Below are 22,538 nucleotides of genomic sequence, written 5' to 3' on the forward strand. Positions count from 1 at the left end.
TTTGATCGAAAAACCGTCTAAGAATAAAAGGTATGGGATGTGTCTATCGAGGACCACCGTTCACCCAGCACCTAAATTATCCTAGATAGTTAACCATAGCCAATGGACTAAGGAATTTAGGTGCTGGGTAAACCCATCCATGGGGGCTTGACGGCAGCATTCGAACGCCAAGGATGGCGTGAATGCAGATTTTGCATGGAGCAAAAATCTGCCCTGCTGCCGACTTCCTCGCCAGCCACACCCCATACCCTTATAAAATTAGCCATTTTTTGAGTATAAAGGGAGTATTGTATATGGTGACGCCCCCCCAGAACCGTGCATGTCAACAAAGTACTGCGTGCGCCCTGGGCCCACCTCCCGGTAACCGCCTAATCGTCAGCACGCGCTGTTTTAAAACGGGCAGTGGCTCCTAACAGACCAACCACAAAGAAAGCCGTACCCACTAAAGTAAACCGCAGATTCGACTCTTGTATGATTAAGTCGTCGGTCGCATAAAGCATGATAATAACGGCGACAGCCCCCCACCCAAGAAATCGCAACGTCGCGTTTACCAGGCAATTACCTAGCGTTTCCGATTCAGTCACTGGCGTGTCCATTCGATAGGCCACAAAACCGCATATCAGCGCAGGAAGAATTCCCCAACGCATATGATCTAAAAAGCTTTCCAAAAAGTTGAAATATTCTCGACGATAGAAAGTTAACTCGAGTACGAGTGTCGATACCGTGGTACTGACAATAAACCCCATGATCATCATCGTCATGTAAAATCCGTAATAGCGATCGTATTGCTCCCGCTGGCGCCTGAAGGCAAGCGTACGTGAAACAAAAACCAGCGCTAACGGAAGAACATACATCGGCATGACATAGGCGATCCACCGAAGCGTCGTATAGCTAAAGTGGGCCAAAGGCTTATTCGGAAACAGGAAAGCATTGTGTAACGAAACCGAAATTTCTCGACCCAATATGACTCCGATAGCGGAGGCCGCCATGAAAATCAAAATATACTTATAGGTGTGTTTCAAGCGAGCTTCGTGAACATTCCCGCCGAGTTGTTTCACGGTTGCCCAAATATCGTTCTCGCTGGCGCTACCGAACACGATCAAGGAGGCGAGCATGCGGCACAACAAACCGGTGAGTTGATCCAGTTCCTTGATTAACTTGACCGTCTTGGTGTAATGCGGCTCCGCTTCCTTCCAAACCGCCACTTTTTCCGACATGGCATTATAGGAAATACAAATTTCCCCCCATTTCAGAGACGGTTCGTTGAACAATCGACGAAAAGACGACTGATTCGCATAATATTGTATCCGATCAAAAAGCAAACAATTATGAGCCCACTTATATTCGACCGTGGCACTGGACATGTCGAAGTCGCCGGGGTCGATGCTTGACACTAACAATCGATTGGCAATTTGCTCTTTCAGTTTCTCGTCAACCGCCGATAATCTTGAGGCAATCAGAGCGTTATAGACCTCTACCGCTTTAGTTGGGATGGCAAAAGCATCATGTATGTTGTCTCTCAAAATTAGCAAGGGGTTAATTTTACTTTCCCAAGCGATAAAAAATAAAAATAGCCCGGCGGTAATCAACGGTACGATCTTGGTTCCGTCCAAGCCGTTCAGAAGATCCAACAATTCCCGAGAACGAAGGTTTTTAACGATAAGCGTTATCAATGGTTCCAAGGGCAACCACTGCAAAGTTAGTAATAAATATAACGCCGCCATGAACGCGCAGTACGACGCAACCCCTAACCAATAGGTGGTTCTGCGGATAAAATATTGCGGAAGCGTCGGTTCTGCGCCTAATTGAATCCGACGTTTTTGGAAGGAACGATAGGCCAGGAATAGTACTGCCAAGGTTCCAAGAAACTGCACCGCAAAGTTAATCATAAGTTCAACAGTCATCGTGCGCCTGCTCCTACGTGCTTTTTTTAAGGTTCGAATTAGGGTTGTCATCATAGTCAAAAGACAATGATATCCGTGTCGGCTCTATGGCAGGTCCATACGTTAATGTCGCAATTTGAAGTACGATAGGTATAACCAGCCGAGCGTCCATTGCGGTATCCAGTGGATTTATTATACTTGACATGGTGCGACAAGGTCTCTTACTGGTTTCAGAATAAACCGAAACCTGTTGTCGTTCAATTATCCCATCGTTCTTGGGATGAAGAGGACCAAGATGCTTTTCTTGGATGGCGAAGAGAGGAATTAATGATAAAAATCTTATTACGTAATCTGTTAGAGAGAAAACCAGGGGCTAAATGAATGCTATCGAAATTGTAACTATTCAGCCCACCGGCAATTGTCGTTCCCCCGCCGGAGCGCTCATCGTTATACATAAATTGTAGGGTACGCTGCGCGTACCAAAGCCGTGCCCTGACGGTTCGGTGGGCACATGAACATCGCGGGGTTACCATGGTACGCACAGCGTACCCTACGCGAATCACCTAGCGTTAGGTGAGGGAGACCCGAGGGTGTTAAGTGACAATAAAGGGTATCGAGGTTTCATTGGTTAGGAACGAGCATGAAATAACTTCGACAACTTCTGGGAGGGGGTTCGGTGGCTCGATTGACAGGTGTCGGCGGCAGGGCAGATTTTTGCTCCTGCAAAATCTGCATTCATGCCATCCATGGCAATCAGATTCCGCCGTCAAGCCTACATGGATGTATTCACCCAGCACCTAAATAAGCCATGATTTTGAATCATTGCCAAAGACCTATGGAATTTAGGTGCTGGATTTAGGTGCTGGGTTCACGGCGTCCTGTCAAGCGAGTCACCGAATCGCCGCAAAGCCCACTATTTGTAGCAGTTATTTTGTGCATATTCCTTAAGATTGCAAAAGGGTAATTTTTGACTTATGTATAATGATGAGCACTGGAGCGTGGAAACGATAGGATCCTGCATCAACGAATACCTTCCCGCTTAAGTTGCGCGGTTAATACTTCTATTTTGACATCAAGATCGAATAGGTCGTCTTCAAACAATTTTTGTTGCTGTTCCAGAAAGGTCGCTTCAATCGTTTCGAGTACATTACGAAAATTCTGTGTCAATTGACCGGATTGGATATGACTGTGCGTTTTGGCATAGCCTTCGGTGACTTGCATTGCTCCATCGAGATAAACATTAAGAAATTTTCTAGCTTTGCGAATATCTCGCGGGTCGGCTTCGATTTCGCTTAAAATGCTGTCGGCAACTCTACAGATACGATCTATCCGACTTTTGAATTCGTGATTATGAATTAGATTGCCGGCCTGTTCGATTCGCCGAATCATGCTACGGGACTCGGCGACCGTTTGCTTGGCTTCATCGACCGATTCGTCTGTCGTGCCGGGCGAATTTTGCCGTGCTTTTTTAACCAGTAAGCGGTCGTTCCGATCAATTTTAACAACCTCGATCCGGTCGCCGTGACGCAACGGTTCGAGCGTATCGGCAGAGAATCGTTGTTGATCGATCAGCACATAGCCGTTGCTATCGAAATCGACCATTGCTTCCCCGATTTTGCCTTTCAAGCTTTTATTGCGCGAACCGAAAATAAAGCTACCGGTGATAAGCAACGTAGCGAGCAGCATTGCGGCACTCACTGCAATGCTAACCGATAATATCGTGTTGCTCTGATCGGCCGGGATGGGGCCGTCGAATAGATTCAAACTACCCAGCACGAAGGCGATCGCTCCGCCGATACCCAGTACGCCGAAGCCGGCAACGAAATATTCGGCGATCATCAACGCAATACCGAACAATAACAGCAATAGAAAACCAAGGTTAACGGGTAAGGCTTGCATGCCGACTAAGCCCAAAACCAGCGCGATCGTGCCGAGGATACCGGGAAGGGTTAGGCCCGGAGCGAGCATTTCGATAAAAATCGCGAGTAGACCCACAGAAACCAGCATGTGCGCGATCTGCGGATGCGCGACTAGCCCCAGAATATGATCGATAAACCTCGGGGTAATCTGGCGAATTTCTTTATCCGAGAGCGCCAGGATAAGCAATTGACCCTGAAATTGAATGTTACGTCCGTCAACGGCTTTCATCAGTTCAGAAAATCCCGGCACCACCAGATCGACCACATTGGCTTCCAAGGCTTCATCGGCAGATAGGCTTTCGGCTTCGGAAACGAAACGTTCGGCAATATCCGCATTGCGATTGTGATGCTTGGCGATACCCCGCATGAAAGCCCGGGTATCGCTCATGATTTTCTTTGCCATGGTACCTTGTATCTCGCCGCCATCGCCCGCAACCGGCGATGCGGCACCGACATTTGTACCGGAATTCATCACCGCAAGATGCGTGGACAGCAAAATAAACGCACCGGCCGATGTCGCGCTGGCTCCGGCCGGCCCCACGTATCCGATAACCGGCACCTTAGACTCCGAAATTGCGCGAACCATGTCTCGCGTGCTACTCAGTAAGCCACCCGGGGTATTGATTCGTAGGATCAACGCAGCTGCGGAATGGGCTTCTGCTGTTTCGACCGCATGCTCAAGCAGGGCGGACGTGCCCGGATTGATTACGGCATCTATGTTTACCAGGTATACGGGAGCCGCTAAATCATTCGGTTTTTTTCCATGTGCCAAGCCGCCTATACCGACAAACAGCGATAACAACAGGCAAGCGCCGACGAACATTCGCAACGACTTGATTGAGGGAAGTACACGAAATAAGTTCATCTAAGAAGTCAACCCATCATGCACTTGCCTGACGTTCAATATGTAAATCGAGCGCTTCCAATAGCTGGTTCAAATTAGTCAAATCGGCCGGGAAGATCACCGAAGTCTCGGCATCGGCCAAATGCGCGATATTATCGATAAACTTTTCCGATAAATTGAGTTTGATGGCTTCCTCGCCGCCCGGCTGGACGACTGCATTACCGATTTTCTCGATGGATTCGGCCGTCGCGGTCGCCAAGGCCAAAATTTCGGACGCCCTGCCTTCGGCTTCGTTGACCAAACGTTGGCGTTCGCCTTCCGACAAATTGATCAGTTCTCGCATCGTGCCTTCGGAAGTGTTGATCCGGCTTTGCTTGTCGCCTTCGGCTCTGGCCAGAATGGCGCGTTTTTCCCGTTCGGCGGTCACTTGCTTTTCCATCGCGCTCTGAACCGTGCTCGGCGGCTTGATATTCTTGATTTCGTAACGATGCACATGCACGCCCCAGGTTTCACCCGCGGCATTGAGCGTATCCACCACCGCTTGACTGATCATGTCGCGCTCTTCGAAAGTTTTGTCCAACTCCAACGTACCGATCACCGAACGGGTCGTGGTCTGCGCCAACTGCATCGCGGCAAATCGATAATCAGTCACGCCATAAGTCGCTTTAATAGGATCGGAAACCGACATATAAATGACGCCATCGACTTCGACCTGTACCTCGTCCTTGGAAAAACATTCTTGCGGCGGGACATCGATGGTTTCTTCGCGCAAGTCCTGTATTGCGGTCACGACATCGATAAACGGGATCAGCACATGAAAACCAGGGCCCAATGTGGCCTTGTACTTGCCTAAACGCTCTACAATCAGAGCCGTGCGCGTGGAAACGATGCGAATGGAACGAAATAGCTGTGTAATGATGACAAGAAAAATAATGCCCCATACGGCAAAATTAAATAAATCGATTAGACTGACTTCATTATTCATTTGTTTGCTCCCATTTTAGCGACCGGCAGGTTTTGATTAAGCGCCGACAGCAGACCTTTGATGTGAGCAAGATCGGTAGGCAACACCGATACATTGGCCCCTTTCATGACCTCGCCTGTTCGACCGATAAAATCCTCGACCAAACGCATTTTTACCGCCATATCACCGCCCGGCTTCTTAATGGCTGCGGCAACTTTCTGCAAGCCCTCGGCGGAGGCTTCGGCTAGTATCCCAATTTCACTCGCGCGCCCTAAAGCCTCATTGATGCGCTTTTGTTTCTGACCTTCGGAAATATTGATCGCCTCCTGACGATGACCTTCCGATATCAGAATTTTCGACTCTTTTTCCGCCATGGCTAAGGTAATTTCCGCGCGCTTTTCGCGTTCGGCCTCCATTTGCTTTTCCAAGGTATGCACCACTTGCGCGGAAGGCGAAATATTTTTGATTTCGTAACGCATGACCTTGATTCCCCAAGGATCCGAGGCTTTGTCGATTTCTCGTACAATCGCTTCATTCAATTTATCGCGCTCATAAAAGGTATCGCCAAGCGTCAGCTTACCGATTTCGGAACGCATCGTCGTTTGCGCCAAATTGACGCTGGCCATCTGATAATCGCCGATTCCGTAACTGGCCCGTTTGGCATCCATCACTTTCAAATAGACGATACCGTCGACCGCAACCTGTATATTATCTCGGGTGATGCAGCTTTGTGCCGGAATATCGAACACTTGCTCGCGAATCTCATGGCGATAAGCCACCTTGTCTAAAAAGGGTACGACAACATGATAACCGGGTTCCAGAACGCATCGAAAATTGCCTAATCGCTCCAAGACGCAAGATTGACGCATCGGAACGATAATCAACAGCTTCCAAAAAATGATACCGGCCAATATGACGAATATCGTAAGGGTAGTAAGCATAACGTACTCCTATTTTATTGAGTTATTATTCGAGTCGGTTTCGCTCGTGGTTTTATTGGTTTCGACGGCATCAACCACCCACACCAGATTTTCGCGAAAAATAATGCGCACCTCGGCCCCAACGTCCAAATTTTGGTCATTACGATAGTTTCTAGCTTTCCAAGTGCTGCCTCGAAACGCAATACGCCCCTCGCCGCCTGCGGGTATAGGCTCGCAGACTTTAGCCAGTGCATCGTAGGCATCCAGATCTTCATCGGTCTTCCCCTGATCGACTTGTGCCGGAATGAGTTTTTGGGCGACCCCACGCAAACCGAAAACCAACGTGAGAGAGCCGATAAACCAAAAAGTGAAAGCTTGTAACCAGCCCTCTATTAGACCGGTGTAAAGCAAAGCGGAAACCAGCACGGCACCGAGCCCTAGAAAAAACACTATGCCGCCGGGCAACAAAATTTCCAGCAGCATGAGAATAATGCCGCCGATAAGCCAGATATTTACAATTTCATAGCCGTGCATGGATAGCCCAAAATATGTCGTTTTGTATCGGTATCTACTCCGCGGCTTCTTACTTGAAAAAGAAGGACACGCATGGAATTGATTGTAGTTAAATTAATTAAAAATAGTAGCGTATAAGGATTTCGTGAAAAATTACTTCTTGGAGCTATGAGATTTGTAGCGGGTTCGGTTACTCGCCGGACAGGTCTATAAGGCTGTTGCTTTCTGATAGCAGGGGATCGCGCGCCCCGCCACCTCAATATGTTAGGAATATGCACAAATTTACTTCTACAAGTTTTAGGCACTGTGGAGGTTCGGCGACTCGCTTGACAGGACGCCGTGAACCCAGCACCTAGAATTATGCACGATAGTTACCATAGCTAAAGGGCTATGGAATTTAGGTGCTGGGTGAATACATCCATGGCAATCGAGCCACCGAACCCCCTTTCAGCATTCGTCGAAGTTATTTCATGCTCGTTCCTTAATGCCCAAATTTGAACTGCGAAAGCTATATGGCGCAGTTAATCGAAAACAACGAACTTGCAAAAAATTTCGAGATACTTTACTTCAGCACGCGTACAATGAAGTCGCTTATATAACACAAGGGTAAAACTATGAGAATTATAAAATTTGCAGCTTTATTAGGTTTAATGGTTATTACAGGCCATGCTTGGGCTGAAGCCGCCTTCGAATCGATTCAAGACGTTCAAGGCAAGTGGAAACTGGAATATACTAAAAAATCAATCGATGCCAAAGAAAAGTTAAAACGTGAAGACACTTGGGCTTTTAATAACGGAAAAGTCACTATTACGAATATCCCTCGAGAGGGCTCATATTATGACCAATTGCCGGTAAAATACGTAATAGAGGACGGCAAACTGAAAATAGCCTTGTTGGGTCGCTCCGATCGCTTCGATATTTTTTCGCTACTCGAAAAAGATGAAAAAAGCATGACGCTCAAAGGTAAATACGGCGACATTTATTATTTCCAGAAAAAATAGCTATTTACTATTTAACTGAGCAGTATCGTTATATCGGATAACAATCCAACGTTTTTCTCAGTCCTCAGCGCCGCTCAATATGGGCTTTGTTTAAGGCTATGTTTGCGTTGGTAGCTGTAAAGACATCGAAAGCGTAATCCCGGCAAGGATTGCCGGGATCTAGACCACAAGACAAGAAAAGCCTCTCGCCACCCATGGCTTCGAGGCCCCGACAGTCCATATCGGGTCGACGCCGACTATTAACGAAAACATAGCCTTGTTTAACGCTGCTTACGATAGATAAAATGCCGCACTTCCACACTTCCATTTCGGTTTTCAAAACATACATGAGAACCATAACCGTTTTTAACCTTCTCATAAAACCGAAATACACATCATCTCAACTAACGAGAGGTCTTGCCGATAACCCGTTTGCGATCAACTAAAAAGAGGAGTATGTCATGGTAGATTCCGTCTCGGGCTTAGCCAGTCTAGCCACCCGAATGTCCCTGCAGCAAACCGCACTCGATGCCAATGTCGCGGTACTCAATAAAATTCAAGATCAACAAGAAGCGGAAGGCGAAGCCGTAGTAAAATTGATCGAGTCGACGTCCGCAGCCGAGGGTGGCATCGATGTTTATGTTTAAAGAAAGCCGTCAATAGCTATACTTTGCGCGGTCAGATTTTTGTTTTTTATGGCAATGCTATTTTGCTCAACACCTGGGAAGGGAAATAAGGGGTAGACGGCGGCTCTCTGCCACCGACTCCTGCAGGTCGAGCAACCGTACCCTATTCGGAACCGGCATTTTTACAGCAGATTTTTACATATCGAAAAATTAGATAAGGAATTCGAACTTTCACAGTAAAATTTCGGAGTTCGTAATTTGTGGAATTTAACAAGAGAAAAAATGCGAAGTTATTCACAGTATCTGTGGATAAATTTGTGGACCTCTTGTTTGATTAACACTTTATACCGCATAACTATTGATATTGATTCAAATTGTATAAAAATTGCACAAATTTCCTATATATAAATATATATCAATACCTTATACCTATTTTCTCCCTTAAAGATTTAGTAACTAAACTAAGTTTCTGAGCAAGGACTTATCTTTTTCGAAGGCGAACTCTGTCTGTGGAAAAAAGTGTGAAAACGGTAACGTTTCATAAAAATTACCTTGTAAAAATCAAGATGTATGCTTAGTCGAAAAATTAAGAAAAATCGACGGCTTTTCCGGTACAGTGATGATCGGAAACAACTCGGCTAGGCTCTATTAAGATTCTTACCCGTAGCGTCTCCTTATGTTTGCCTTATATCAATTCAGTCGTTAGCCGCAGAAATTTAATTTTAAGCTGCCGACGATCCGTCGATTGTCGGCAGCACCTTGTAATAGCAAGTCTAAGTTTCGGGCTGTTCCCGGAGCGGGCTTCTTTTCAGTTATTTCAATTTCATGCAGTTTGCATAATAAGTGACGGTCGCGGGCCAATCGGTAAAAATTCCGATAATCCCAACTTGTTTGGCTAAAACATCTAACATCACCATCGTGTCGCCATCCTTGCCGACACCATCGGTAACGGATTGATAGTAAAAGCCGCCTCCGTTTTTCAGCAAGCCCGATCGTTCCAGAGTCCAAGTAATGATGTCAAGGCCCGCTTCTTTGATTTTTATTGCATAATCAGAAGGTACGATTTGATTTTTAGCATTCAAAGTGACCAACGCCCAAAGCGGCGGTGCGACAATGTTGACGCCTTCGTGGACTAAGAGCGGCAACCGGGAGATCGCACCCGATAAATCGGCCTCAGTATTCAGGTTTTCCAGAAAAACCGCCTTTCTACCGAATTTCGGCTCATTGTCGATCCAGTACAACACATCGTCCAGATTAAAAGACTGTGCATAGACATCCTTGGCTTTAACTCCCGCAGCTTTGTATTCGTCAATCATTTTTTGCGCGTAGTCTTGCTGTGAGAATCCGTCGAAAGGCATTTCCACACTCGGAGATTTCAATTCCGGTGTCATTTTGACGCCCAGCGCTTTGAACAGCTCGATACTTTCGGCGTGGCTCAACACCGTTCCATTGGCGGAATACAGGTCGGTGCGCCAATTAGGAGTCGAATTCAGATATTCGTTGAGCGTTTTTGCATCCGGGTTTCCGGCATCCATCTTTCCTTTGAGAGTTTTGAATTCAGCGAGCGTAATGTCGCTGGTGCAGCACTTAACGTTAGCGAACGGTTTGTCGCTGCTGTAGTCGGGTGGGACTGAACAATTGCCGGCGAGTTCGGTCGCAAGAATGTTGGTTGTCGTATGCAGATCGCATTGCGAATGGCGGCAGACCAATTCCTTGTCCTTAGTAAAGGTTACGTCGCATTCCAAAATACCGGCTCCCATTCTGGCAGCCGCTTCATAGGATTCTTTGGTATGCTCGGGAAATTGCAGTGCCGCGCCCCGGTGACCGATCGAGAAATCAGTTTTATAAAACGGACCTTCTGAACATTGTTGCAAAGCGGTTTTCAGTTTACCATCGTCCATGTCCTCGATTAAGAAATAAGGGCGAGGTCCAAGTTGGACGTTGAATTTTTTGTTTTTTCCGTGTTTTATGGGCTGGGTATTGATCTTATGATGCTTAGCAGCACTCGCCCCCCTAGCGTTGAATGATGGATTTTTGTCTTTCGAATCGGCTAATACCGATGAGGATAACGATAAGGACAGTAGGGCGGTAACCGCTATTGTGTTTAAAATGATGCGCATTGAGTCTCTCCTCTTAGTCATTTTGGGATGCCGATTAATTCCGGCAAAACGACTCTATACGCATTGGGTTTCAAAATAATGTCCTTTCCATGACCGTTTTGTTAAATCAGTATTTGTAAGGGCCAGTTGAATTCGGGTAACGCTTTATACCCCTTTTTCATCGTTTCTTTATTAATTGCGCAACCCAATCCTGTATTTGCGTCGCCACCCATTCGCCGTCATCGAGGGTCAAATCATGGCCGGCCCAGGAATGGGCACGCAGTTCAATACGCCATTTGTTATGAATAGCCTCAGAACATACGGGCGATACCAGACGATCACCCTGCCCGTTCAATAACAAAATCGGACGCTGAGGATTGCTGTTGCTCGGCTTATAAGTAGCTGCCGCGACAATTTGTCGTAAAGCATTTTTAGTGGAAATCGGTCGCGCTTTTTGTATCCGCACCCATTCATCGATGATCGCTTCATAACGATTTTTTCGATTACTAACCAAACGAACAATGCGGGATTCTCGCCGAAAAATATCGCGCGTCATCGCCAATTCGGCAAAATCGCGATAACTTTGCCGACGCAAGCGCATATAAAAGGGACTTAGATCGGCAAAGCTGGTATTCATCAAAACCTCGCCGGCAATGTCTTCAGGATGACGGCTCAACCATTCCCAGGCAACCATCGCTCCGAGCGAAAGCCCTAGAATTGAGACAGGCGTTTCCAGCAAGCCTTTCGCAAGCGCGTCATGTCGCACACTTTCCGCTATCGCTCGTATCGAGCATGGACTGACTTTTCGATGATAACAACCCGTGCCCGGCAAATCGATCAAGCTGATCCTGGATGCCGGAAATACGTCTTGCAATAGCGGCACGAAATCGCCCCAATGCGCGGACTCCCTAGCTAGACCTCTGAGCAAAATCCAATGTTTTCCGAGCGACTCATTCATACCAAAGCCTCAAAGCTTTGTTTATATTTAGCTGCCTTTGTTGTTGATCGAGCTTTGTCCACTGCTCCGGATACAATAGGCTCCGTTGAAGAAAGTCGAACAACATGAAATGCCGCCGTAAAATTCTTTGCTGTCGATGCGGTAAGATCGGATGAAATAAGCCGTGTTTTAGAAATAAATGCATCGGGTTTTTTCGCAACCAAAGCCATGACCCCATCTCCAACGTAAACGGAAGAAACAGCCGCTCGGAACCAAACTGTTCAACAAACTCATCGAATAAGTAATCCCACAAATCGCCATTAATCACGTATTCCTTGCAAGTCGGCTCAATTGTGTAAATATGATGCGGATAGCAACAATCATAGCGTTCCTTTAAGGACACGGTTTCTGCAATAAAAGTAAAAGGTGTTTTTTTTGACGCATACGGAAACCACAAGCGATCCCGAACACCGAACCCCGAGTGCAAATCAAGCGCAATCGATAAGGGCGAGTTAAAAAGGTGGTGCTCGACGACGCTACACAAAGCTTGCGCCTCCATCTCCATTGCCACTTTACTACCTCGATACCAAGGCAGTCGGGCCGAGATTCGATGCCCGCTATATAATCGGCGTTTGCCAGAGCCCTCGGCGGGTGAGTTGCGCATTAAATCGACGCCGTTGCCATTGCTTCGAGTACCGAGATAAACTCCGACCGGATTCACGATAGGCACGAATACCAATCGCATTCGCTCAAGACGATTTAAAAATTCTCTGTCCCAATCCAACAACTGTGCGACGGTTTGCAAGTAAGATAAAATCACTTCGGAACCGATCTTCTCGAGCCCATGCACACCGCCAAAAAAACCAAGCACCGGTGCATCCAATTCTGTCGATCCAACACTGATGCAATAGATAGGAAACTCAATATCGTAATATTGAATTTGCGTAACTACGTCGACCTGTGCCCTTGCGCCTAGCTGATCAATAATGCGTTCTAATTGGTCGAGTTCAGGGAATTTAACTCCGGTCATGACAGCCAACGGTATAGTTCTTTACTCAGCATCCCAACACACTAGCATGATAAAAAGACAATTGAGTTAAAACCCATTACTCCCTCTATACTCAATAATTAACTATACTTATCGTAGATGAAAATTCGGCCTCGGGGTGCCCGTCAAAGGACGCCGTGAATACGTCCATGTAGGCTCTATGCCAGCTCCATGCTGGCAAAGCCTTTACCGAGCACCCCGAGGCCTCCTCCGGCACTGCCGAAATTTGAAGTGCGAAAGGTATAACTTTACCGGCTAAGATTCAGAAGCGTTTGGCCGGCCGGTTTTGACTTTTTCGACTTGCTCCAAAGCCTGTTTAAGACTTTCAATGTCCAATTTCGATAGTAAATGTAGTCCGGCGCGAAGAAGTTCACTTTTTTTGATATGAACACCGGCCGATAGGCAGGTTTTCTTCAAAGCCGAAATTTTCTGGTAATCCTCTTCAGGAAACGAAAAACTGTCACGGATCACTTTGGCCTTGGCGGCTTTTTTCTTTTTAAGCGGCTTTTGAGCTTCGCTTTCAGCTTTTTTTACGTTAATTTCCGGCTCGGCTAATTTAGCCGTAGCCTGTTTTTTAGGCGCTTTTTTGGCGGCGACCTTTTTAGCCTGAAGTGCGGTTTCGGTTTCAATTAATTCTATTGTCGAATTTTTTGATTTTGGCTTGGTTGTATTCATGATGCCTCCTTAAGACAGGTTCATTAACAGTATAAACCGTTTATACTGTTTTGCATGTTTTATTTTTACCCTCCTAAAATGCCCCTCCCTATAAATAACAAAGCGCATTTCATGACCATTAATTCTAGAAAGAGCAGTTACCATGTGTTGTAGACCGTTCGTGCTGAGTAAAGTCGAAGCATGAAGGGTCTACAACACTTTCACCCGCCTGGTGAAGCCTCAAACTACCGTTCACCCTTCGACAAGCTCAGGGCGAACGGTAGCTTGAGGCTCTCAACTGCTCTTTTTAGGTTAATTCATGATTTTGTCATATGAGCCTTATAGCATTTCGGACGCCTTACATGCATTCTCGAGGAAAGTATCATGAACATTAAAACCGTTGCGGTTTCGGCAATAACAGCTGTTGAACGAAATTTCGTCGATTCTCTAATGGTTTTTCGGCTCGATTTCAGGGCACATCGCCCATTCAGTCTATTCGGCATAACCGCCGCTCCCTTAAATCTAAACTGCTTAATGCTAATCCTGGCGTTACTGCGTCTACATAAGTTTTCCAAATAGTATTCGACCGATAAATCCTAATTGCTGTCTTCTCTAATCAATTCATTCTTCATGTTGGAGGATTTTAATGTTCCGAATCAAACCTCAGTCCCAACTTTTACTAGTTTTAGTTGGCCTATTATCCGCGCATGGCGCATGGGCCAATAAAAACTCGCAACCTAAATTGACCCTTAATAACGCATCAGCTTATGAGAACCAAGGCGTCATTTCATTTTCCATTCAACTTAACCGCCCGACGAGCAAAAGCATAAAGATAAATGCCGTGCCGTTGCGCGGCACCGCAAAACCCGCCCGTGACTTTCGCCCTGGCGCTCAAAGAGTCACGATTCCTGCTGGAGCTAAATCGGCGACTATCAACATACCGATTTTCGACAATGATGTAGCCGAGCCTGATAAATCGTTCAAGTTAAGAATCGCCTCTGCTCCGGGCGCGAAAGTCGTTAAAGGCATTGCAAAGGGAACGCTGCTTGACAACGACGGACCGCTAACCATTAATATTTTACACATCAACGATCATCATTCGCACTTACAGCCTGATGCAGGCCGTTTGAATCTGGGGACATCTGGCGGCGCATTCGATATACCGTTCGGCGGCTTCCCCCGAGTGACGGCAAAAATCAAAGCGCTCGAAAATGAACTCGACAATGTCGTGAAAGTACATGCCGGCGACGTCATCACCGGTACGTTATATTACACATTGTTCAAAGGTCAGGCTGATGCCGATTTAATGAACACGGCTTGTTTCGATATTTTCGCACTCGGCAATCATGAGTTTGATGACGGCGATGCCGCTTTGGCGCAATTTCTCGATTGGTTGAATTCGGACTCCAACTGCGATACGGCTACGGTTGCGGCAAATGTTGTTCCGGCCCTCGGTACACCATTGGCGGCGAATGCTCGAAACGACTATATCGAACCCTATGTGATCAAGGAGTTCGATGGTCAGCAAGTCGGGTTTATCGGTATCGATATAGCCCAAAAAACCCGAGTTTCCTCGCAACCCTTCGAGTCGACGGTCTTTCTTGATGAAATCGAAACAGCTCAACACTATGTCGATGAACTGAAAGCTAAAGGCATCGAGAATATCGTGCTGGTGACTCACTACGGTTATCAAAACGATATTAATTTGGCTAATCAGATTTCGGGGGTCGATGCGATTATCGGCGGAGATTCGCATGCTTTACTCGGAAACTTTAATGCTTTTGGCCTGGCTTCGTCCGGTCCTTATCCGACTTCGACCCTGAACAAAGACGCAGAACAGGTTTGTATCGCTCAGGCTTGGCAATATTCGTGGGTTGTCGGCGAATTAAACGTCACTTTTGAGGACGGTAAATTGGCCAGCTGCGGCGGCGTGCCATATCTACTGCTAGGAGATACCTTCACGCGAGGGTCGGGTGCAAACAAGACCGTGATTGCAGAACCCGAAGCAACCGAAATTCGCTCGATCATCGATGCGGCTCCACAACTAAACATCGTAGATCCGGATCCCCAAGCGCAAGCAATTTTGGATAGTTATGCCGGACAGGTTACCGAGTTTAGCAAGGATATCATCGGCGCAGCCGGCGAATGGCTCTGCGAGCGTCGTATGCCGAACCGTCCTCGCAGCGGCAGCCCGGAGTGCGGACAAGGATTACCGGCGGATGCGGTGGCTGATTCCGGCGCGCAACTTTCCATCAATGGCGGCTTCATTCAGCAAATCGTTACCGATGCATTCCTCGCCAGAGCCTTCAGAGCCGATATTGCTTTGCAAAACGCCGGCGGGGTTCGCATTCAATTAGCACCGGGCAATATTACGATCGGCGATGCTTATACCGTGCTGCCGTTCTCGAACACGCTGGTCGAGCTCGACCTGACCGGACAAGAGGTTGTCGACAGCTTGGAAGAGGGGTTGGGTAATATCTTGGATAATAATGGCTCCGACGGCGCTTACCCCTATGGTTCGGCGATTCGATGGGATGTCGACTTGACTCAACCGAGAGGCCAGCGCTTCAGCAATATCGAAATCAAAAAAGACGGCGTCTGGCTGCCAATCGATCTGAATGCGACTTATGTCGTCGTCACGAACAGCTTCCTGGCGGGTGGCGGCGATGGTTACGCAACTTTCAGAAAAGCCAGTGATGAAGGCCGGGTAACCGATACCTTCATTAATTACGCGCAAGGCTTAATCGACTACTTACAACAAACGCTAGGCGGTGAACCGGTTAAAGTTCCTGCGCCGTCCGAATTTTCAACGCAGTCGATCATCACACCATAAGCAAGCAAACCACTCTATCCTCACTGCCGGAATCCTATGTACAAGGATGTACATTTTTTCTCGTGTTCATAATCCGCTTCTTCAGAACCGCGCAATCCCCGCACATCTTTCGAAAACCTTCGGGAAGCTTCTAAGGCTTGTATCTATTGCGTATTACTTTTCATCAAAATGCCTTCGAACCGTCATCATTTTATAACGATTCGAGAGCAAGCTTTGCTTGATTCTGCATCGATAGATTTTAATCTCACCAACCTACGAATAGCCGCTGCAGGCTAATCTAACGAAGCCGAACGATGATAAAAAGCGCTATGTGCGCATAACCACTTTTTCGGGGAGTTCTTGCATGCCGTTCTTTAAAACGTTTACGCCGCTCAAGACGGCCATCGCCGTTTTGGCGTCCGCCGCTCCGGTGTTTGCCGCACAGGCTGTTACGCCTGTTTTCATCAACGAAATTCATTACGACAATGTCGGCACCGATGTCGGCGAAGCGATCGAAATCGCAGGACCGGCCGGAACCAATCTGACCGGCTGGCGCATCGTGCGTTACAACGGTAACAACCCGAGCAACGGGGTTGTTTATACTTCCCCAACCGCGAACGAAACATTGACCGGGACGATACCCGATTCGGGTAACGGTTTCGGATATGTGGTAATCAACTATCCTGTCAACGGCCTGCAAAATGGCCCCAATGATGGGTTTGTACTGGTCGACGGAAACGATACCGTCATCCAATTTCTCAGTTACGAGGGCGTCATCGTTGCCGGTAACGGCCCAGCCGTAGGTTTGACCAGCATCGACATCGGCTTCGCGCAAGGCAGCTCGACACCAATCGGAACTTCGCTGCAACTGACCGGCAGCGGCACGGTTTACGAAGACTTTGTCTGGAACGATGCCGCGCAGGAATCGTTCGGTGCCGTCAATAACGGTCAAATATTCGGCACGGTTGAACCGCCTCCGCCGCCGGTTTCGCAATGCGGCCGACCGGCTACGTTAATCAGTTCGATTCAAGGTTCGGGTGACGCTAGTCCACTGACCGACACCGTGCAACATGTCGAAGCGGTTGTAACCGGTTTGTTTCAAGGTGCCGGCGGTCTGAACGGCTTTTTCGTGCAAGAGGAAGATCATGACACCGATGACGATATCAGAACATCGGAAGGGTTGTTCGTCGCCTCCACTGTACCGGTCAATACCGGCGATACCGTTCATCTGGTCGGTTCCGTTTCGGAACAATTTAATATGACTCGCCTGGTCAATCTCGCATCGGTCGACGTTTGTGCAACCGGTTCGCTATTGCCCGCTTTGACCGAATTGACCTTGCCGTTCGATCCTGAAACCAACGATCCGGAATGGCGTGAAGGTATGCTCGTTAATTTGCCGCAAACGTTGACTGTCACCGAAAACTTTAATTTAGGCCGTTTCGGCGAAGCCGTCGTTTCTTCGGGCGGTCGTCTGATGATTCCGACCCAAGTAGCCGAGCCCGGCGAAGCGGCGAGCAGTTACGCCGAACAAAGCGCTTTGAATCGGTTGATCATCGACGACGGTAGCAACCGGCAAAACCCCGATCCGCTGATATACCCGGGTCCTAACGGATTGAGTGCCGATAATACGCTGCGTAGCGGCGATACCGTAACCGATGCGATGGGTGTTTTGGCCTACGATTTCGGCGCTTTCCGCCTGCAGCCGATCGAGTTGCCCGTCTTCGAAAAAAGCAATCCAAGGTCTGAAACTCCACCTGAAATGTCCGGATTCGGCTCGCTGAAAGTCGCCAGCTTCAACGTGCTCAACTATTTTAACGGCGACGGCTTCGGCGGCGGTTTCCCGACCTCGCGCGGTGCTAGTTCGATGCTTGAACTCAATCGTCAAACGGACAAAATCGTCGCGGCAATCGAAGGGCTCGACTCCGACATCATCGGTCTGATGGAATTAGAAAACGATGGTTTCGGCCCGGAAAGCGCGATATCCGACTTGGTGGATGCATTAAACCAAAAGGCCGGCGTTGGCACCTATGCATATGTCGATCCAGGCGTCAATCGTATTGGCAACGATGCAATCGCGAACGGCATCATTTATAAGCCGGCCAAAACAACGCCCGTTAACGCAGCGGCGATCTTGAATTCATCGATCGATCCGCGCTTCAACGACGATAAAAACCGGCCAGTTTTGGCACAGTCCTTCTTGGATAAAGCATCCAATAAAATTGTGACGGTTTCGGTTAATCATCTCAAATCGAAAGGTTCGGATTGCAACGATATCGGCGATCCGGACATCGGAGACGGTCAAGGCAATTGCAATTTAACCCGTACAGAGGCTGCCGAAGCGCTGGCCGACTGGTTGAAAACCGACCCGACCGGTAGCGGCTCAGCGAATCAACTCATCATCGGTGATTTGAACGCTTATGCCAAAGAAGACCCAATCGCAGCACTCAACAATGCAGGATTTACCGATTTATTGGCACGCTTTATCGGCCGCAGTGATGCTTACACTTTCGTCTTTAGAGGCGAATCCGGATACCTCGATCATACGCTGGCTAACTCCGCCTTACTCGAGCAGGTGAAAGATACGCAGATTTGGCATATCAACGCCGATGAGCCGCGCGCGTTGGATTACAACGTCGAATTCAAATCGGCAGAACAGATCGAACGATTCTATAACCCGGATGTGTTCCGTTCGTCCGATCACGACCCGATTGTTCTGGAGATCTTCGTGCCGGGCGATTTAGACAATAACGGTTCGGTCGATCATAGAGACTTTGTCGCTTTCCGGCGTGTCATGGGTCAATGCGAGGGTAGGCCACGCTTCAACCGCGAAGCCGATTATGACAACGATGGCTGCGTAACACAGGCGGATTATCGCCTTTGGTATAAAAACTTTCGCTCTTACATAAGAAAAATAAACCCGCTTCAGTAATAGGAAATAAATCCGACTGACTGTATAGAACAATCGAGTTTGACTGCAGTCAGCCCGATCAAGTCAACCATAGCAATTGAGGATAAAATGAAAAAAATGATTCAATCATTAATCGGTGCGGGCCTCCTGGTTCAGGTGGCCGGCGCCTCGGCCCTTGAAATCAAGGCCTCTTTCGAGCCCGCGATCGACGATCCGGCGCTCGATTTGGGGGTGTACACCCATCCGGCGGGGGGCAACACACTTTCATTATTCGGCGGCGCCGGCAGCGGCAGTTACCGCGGACCGGGCGATGCACCCAACATCATTTGGACGGTTGGCGACCGGGGCCCAAATTTTACTTGCGGCGCTGCACCATCGGTTTTAGGATTGACTGCCGAAGTCGCGTGTCCAGCCGATCCGGAGCGGGGAGTCGCTGCCGGCGTCGGGCGTATCTACCCACGTCCGGATTACGCCCCCAGTATCTATCAACTGCGCATGGAAAAAAGCGGTTTGTTGAAAGTACTTAAAGTCATTCCATTACGCAATATTGACGGCACGCCGATCAGCGGTTTGCTGAACCCGCAAATCACCGGCACGACCGAAATACCGCGCGACGGCGCCGGTAACGTGCTCGATCAAGATGCAAGCGCGATCGATGCCGAAGGCGTGGTTCGCTTGCCTCATTTCGGCGGTCGGTTTTTCATCGGCGAAGAAAACGCCACTGGACTTGTTGAAGTTGCCTCTGACGGACGCATTCTGAAACGTTTCGTGCCGGCCGGTACCGAGAACGAGTACACACATCCGGTTGAAGGCTTACCTGCCGGTTACCCAATCGAAGGCTCGTTGCCAGAGTTGTTGGCCAAACGCCGCATCAATCGAGGCATCGAATCGATGGCGGTTTCGCCGGATTTCAGGTTTCTATATTTCATCGTGCAAAGTCCTCTCGACAACCCGAATACAACAGTGCGTGATACGCCGAATATTCGTCTCTACAAAGCTCGCCTGAAGGCACATCCTAAAGGTTCGAAGATCGAGGTCGTCGGCGAGTGGGTCTATCAGCTTGATCCGGTCAGTATCTTGCAAAATGTCGGTGTGACCGATGCCAATCGGGTACGCGATCTGCGTATCAGCGAAATGATGTGGCTCGATAAAGAGCGTCTTTTGGTGATCGAACGTACCGACCAAGCGACCGCGTTGTACGAGATCGATCTGAAAGGCGCGACCAATATCGCGGGTTCCGAATGGGACGATCCTCTGACCATTCCAACGCTTGAACAATATCCGGATTTGTCGGCGGTAGGCGTTAAACCGGTCGGAAAAAAACTCCGCTTCATTGCTTCTTCGCTTGACGGCGCCGAACCGCAATTCGCCGAGAAGCTGGAAGGACTGGGATTGACCAACCAAAAAGAATTGATTCTGATCAATGACGACGATTTCGGCATCACCGGCCAGCGAATCCGCGTCGATATCGTTAAAGGCTCCGGTTTCGGGCGATAAACCGACCCAGACATGGAGCTGAAAAATAACTATCAATGAGGCTATGAATCATAGTCACGCAGGTCGGGTTACGGCTGCCGCCTAACCCGATCTACTCGGCTGAAGTTTCTGGGCTACTTGATATTGTTATAAATAAAAGGAAAACCCTATCTTTAATTTTTGGAGTATTACAATGACTATTTCTTTACAAAAATCAGTTTTGTCCGCAGTCGGCGGATTAGCATTATTGTTTAATACAGGCGTGGCTTTGAGCGCATCGGCCGCGTCGGCATTCTTAGATTGGAGCACCTTTAATATTACCGCGATCGATCTGGGCTCAGGTATCCCGGATTATAGCTATTCGGATAAATACACAGAGGTAGATGTAGAGGTTGATGCTCTCCATAATTGGCAATATGATTTTGAAAATGATTGGACAAGCCCTATCAGTGTCTCGCTAGGAGGGTCGAATGCACAAGCAGACGAATCACAAATGCTGGCTTCCACTCAAACTTCTTATGGCTATGGCTTGGCTTCTGTTGATCGACACGCGACTATTGAAATTAACGGTTCCGGATTATTATTATTCACAGCAGACTATGACATCAGCGCGGTCATAGACGGTCAATCGGGCGATTACGCCTTTGCGGGGGTAAACTTCTGGGCCGATATCTTTTCTCAAAATGGTCTGGAAACCATGACCACAAGTTCTTTCTTAGAGTTAGAGACGTTTGGTTTTGCTGATCAGGAAAGCAAAAGCAAAACGCTTGGATTAGCTTTTCTGGTGAACGATGGCGACACGATTCTTTTCTCCGCTAATTCTTTTGCTAATGTGACAGCGGTGCCCGTACCGGCTGCAGTTTGGTTGTTAGGTTCGGCGTTGATCGGCTTGATCAGCGTTGGTCGTCGTCGTGTAATAGGTGCTTGATTATTTTCACGATCGAAGTCATATAGGTTGGGTTACGGCTGCCGCCTAACCCAACCTACTCGGCTATCCGAAGACAAGGCGTTCCGGTTTTTTGTCTTGTTTAATAATCGAATCATCTTTTTAGCTACGAATGATGAATAGCTTTAATATGGCCGGTGAAAAAATGTTTGAACTACGGTCCAAACCGTCTCAAGCCCTCTGACGATAACGAATAATGCGCTCGAGTAGAAGCGCAGCATGATAGGCGGCATCGGTCGTTTCCTCCAGCACACCCAGAATTTCGGTCCAATTGCTCTCGTCGATCAAAGACATTACGAGAAGACTGCGCTGTTTCTTCCGCCAGTCGTGATAAATGGCATCGGCGCTAGATTCATGGTGCTTGAGTTCCTTAGAGCAAGTTCTGACGTTAGCCAAATCATTGTTGGGATAGCCGCCGATTTCGATTCTGAGTCGGTCGATCATCGAGAGTATGACCTTGAGCATGTCTTGCGCGGCGTCTTCGATTTGTTTGGGGTGACAGATATCGATCAGGCGTGCGGTATTGTTAAGGCCATCGACTATGTCATCGAGGCGTTTGATCAATTCCTCGGTGATGCGAATGTACTCCGAGTAGGTCAAATGCTCGAGCGCGCGAAACGCTTCCTCGGTCAATTTGTCTCCCTTTTCCTCCAGAATCTTGGCTTGTTCGATGTGGAGATCGCGTTCGTCCAAATTCGAAAACAGCTGGCCCAATACCTTCGCACAGTCGAGGGAATTGTCGAGATGTTCTTTAAATATCGTCTCCAGCGAACGGGAGTTTAGATGATGCTCGAGATTATTGTTGGTCATGGCGAAAATTTTAAAGTTGGAAAATTCGGATCGGTTTTGCGATTCCGGCGGTCTTATATTGGCTCGATAATATGACAAATCGATGAATGTTTTCGATTTAACTAGGATGGGACGGCGATGAGCAAACATTTATCCTAAAAAGAGCAGTTGGCGAGTGTTGTAGACCGTTCGTGCTGAGCCAAGTCGAAGTATGAAGGGT

The 22,538-nt window shown here is 48.0% G+C and carries 17 protein-coding genes; 7 read left to right on the forward strand and 10 right to left on the reverse strand.

Annotated features, from left to right (window positions below):
* Positions 1–368: 368 nt before the first annotated feature.
* From ACRJJO_RS14750 to ACRJJO_RS14770, 5 genes are all read right to left on the reverse strand, one after another.
* On the reverse strand, positions 369–1,904 hold the full coding sequence (locus ACRJJO_RS14750) for a hypothetical protein (RefSeq protein ID WP_431066444.1): 1,536 nt from the start codon (positions 1,902–1,904) through the stop codon (positions 369–371).
* A 999-nt stretch (positions 1,905–2,903) separates the two neighbouring features.
* Positions 2,904–4,667 carry a 5-bromo-4-chloroindolyl phosphate hydrolysis family protein gene (locus ACRJJO_RS14755; protein ID WP_431066445.1) on the reverse strand — a complete coding sequence of 588 codons (1,764 nt, stop codon included), beginning with the start codon at positions 4,665–4,667 and terminating at the stop codon, positions 2,904–2,906.
* A gap of 16 nt (positions 4,668–4,683) precedes the next feature.
* Complete coding sequence (locus ACRJJO_RS14760) at positions 4,684–5,631, reverse strand: SPFH domain-containing protein (protein WP_431066446.1); 948 nt, start codon at positions 5,629–5,631, stop codon at positions 4,684–4,686.
* Positions 5,628–6,551 carry an SPFH domain-containing protein gene (locus ACRJJO_RS14765; protein WP_431066447.1) on the reverse strand — a complete coding sequence of 308 codons (924 nt, stop codon included), beginning with the start codon at positions 6,549–6,551 and terminating at the stop codon, positions 5,628–5,630. The genes ACRJJO_RS14760 and ACRJJO_RS14765 overlap by 4 nt, the downstream gene beginning before the upstream one ends.
* 9 nt (positions 6,552–6,560) lie before the next feature.
* Complete coding sequence (locus tag ACRJJO_RS14770; protein ID WP_431066448.1) at positions 6,561–7,064, reverse strand: NfeD family protein; 504 nt, start codon at positions 7,062–7,064, stop codon at positions 6,561–6,563.
* A 593-nt stretch (positions 7,065–7,657) separates the two neighbouring features.
* Here ACRJJO_RS14770 and ACRJJO_RS14775 point away from each other — a divergent pair.
* Positions 7,658–8,044, forward strand: a complete 387-nt coding sequence (locus ACRJJO_RS14775) for a hypothetical protein (RefSeq protein ID WP_404359336.1) — start codon at positions 7,658–7,660, stop codon at positions 8,042–8,044.
* A gap of 440 nt (positions 8,045–8,484) precedes the next feature.
* The gene (locus ACRJJO_RS14780; protein WP_431066449.1) at positions 8,485–8,670 is read left to right on the forward strand and encodes a YjfB family protein; all 186 of its coding nucleotides are present in this window, start codon (positions 8,485–8,487) and stop codon (positions 8,668–8,670) included.
* Positions 8,671–9,461: 791 nt separating this feature from the next.
* On the opposite strand, the gene ACRJJO_RS14785 is transcribed toward ACRJJO_RS14780, so the two are convergent.
* The 4 genes from ACRJJO_RS14785 to ACRJJO_RS14800 all read right to left on the reverse strand — a co-directional run bounded on the left by ACRJJO_RS14785 (position 9,462) and on the right by ACRJJO_RS14800 (position 13,408).
* Positions 9,462–10,769: a glycerophosphodiester phosphodiesterase family protein gene (locus ACRJJO_RS14785; RefSeq protein WP_431066450.1), complete on the reverse strand. Its 1,308-nt coding sequence runs from the start codon at positions 10,767–10,769 to the stop codon at positions 9,462–9,464.
* Between the two features lie 157 nt (positions 10,770–10,926).
* A complete protein-coding gene (locus ACRJJO_RS14790; protein WP_431066451.1) occupies positions 10,927–11,706 on the reverse strand; it encodes an alpha/beta fold hydrolase in 780 nt (259 codons plus the stop codon).
* Positions 11,699–12,715, reverse strand: coding sequence for a M14 family zinc carboxypeptidase (locus ACRJJO_RS14795; protein ID WP_431066452.1), 1,017 nt, complete (start codon positions 12,713–12,715; stop codon positions 11,699–11,701). The genes ACRJJO_RS14790 and ACRJJO_RS14795 overlap by 8 nt, the downstream gene beginning before the upstream one ends.
* Positions 12,716–12,988: 273 nt before the next feature.
* Positions 12,989–13,408, reverse strand: coding sequence for a hypothetical protein (locus ACRJJO_RS14800; protein WP_431066453.1), 420 nt, complete (start codon positions 13,406–13,408; stop codon positions 12,989–12,991).
* A gap of 363 nt (positions 13,409–13,771) precedes the next feature.
* On the opposite strand from ACRJJO_RS14800, the gene ACRJJO_RS14805 reads away from it, so the two are divergent.
* The 5 genes from ACRJJO_RS14805 (at position 13,772) to ACRJJO_RS14825 (ending at position 21,511) form a co-directional block, all read left to right on the forward strand.
* Positions 13,772–13,966 carry a hypothetical protein gene (locus ACRJJO_RS14805; RefSeq protein WP_431066454.1) on the forward strand — a complete coding sequence of 65 codons (195 nt, stop codon included), beginning with the start codon at positions 13,772–13,774 and terminating at the stop codon, positions 13,964–13,966.
* 67 nt (positions 13,967–14,033) lie between these two features.
* Positions 14,034–16,220 (forward strand): 5'-nucleotidase C-terminal domain-containing protein, encoded by a 2,187-nt coding sequence (locus ACRJJO_RS14810; protein ID WP_431066455.1) that lies wholly within the window; start codon positions 14,034–14,036, stop codon positions 16,218–16,220.
* 343 nt (positions 16,221–16,563) lie between these two features.
* The gene (locus ACRJJO_RS14815) at positions 16,564–19,128 is read left to right on the forward strand and encodes an ExeM/NucH family extracellular endonuclease (RefSeq protein ID WP_431066456.1); all 2,565 of its coding nucleotides are present in this window, start codon (positions 16,564–16,566) and stop codon (positions 19,126–19,128) included.
* Between the two features lie 87 nt (positions 19,129–19,215).
* Positions 19,216–20,604, forward strand: coding sequence for an esterase-like activity of phytase family protein (locus ACRJJO_RS14820; RefSeq protein WP_431066457.1), 1,389 nt, complete (start codon positions 19,216–19,218; stop codon positions 20,602–20,604).
* 172 nt (positions 20,605–20,776) lie between these two features.
* Positions 20,777–21,511, forward strand: coding sequence for a VPLPA-CTERM sorting domain-containing protein (locus ACRJJO_RS14825; RefSeq protein ID WP_431066458.1), 735 nt, complete (start codon positions 20,777–20,779; stop codon positions 21,509–21,511).
* 189 nt (positions 21,512–21,700) lie between these two features.
* On the opposite strand, the gene ACRJJO_RS14830 is transcribed toward ACRJJO_RS14825, so the two are convergent.
* A complete protein-coding gene (locus ACRJJO_RS14830; RefSeq protein ID WP_431066459.1) occupies positions 21,701–22,339 on the reverse strand; it encodes a DUF47 domain-containing protein in 639 nt (212 codons plus the stop codon).
* Positions 22,340–22,538: the final 199 nt, after the last annotated feature.

The sequence above is a fragment of the Methylotuvimicrobium sp. genome (assembly GCF_050611805.1).
GTDB lineage: Bacteria > Pseudomonadota > Gammaproteobacteria > Methylococcales > Methylomonadaceae > Methylotuvimicrobium.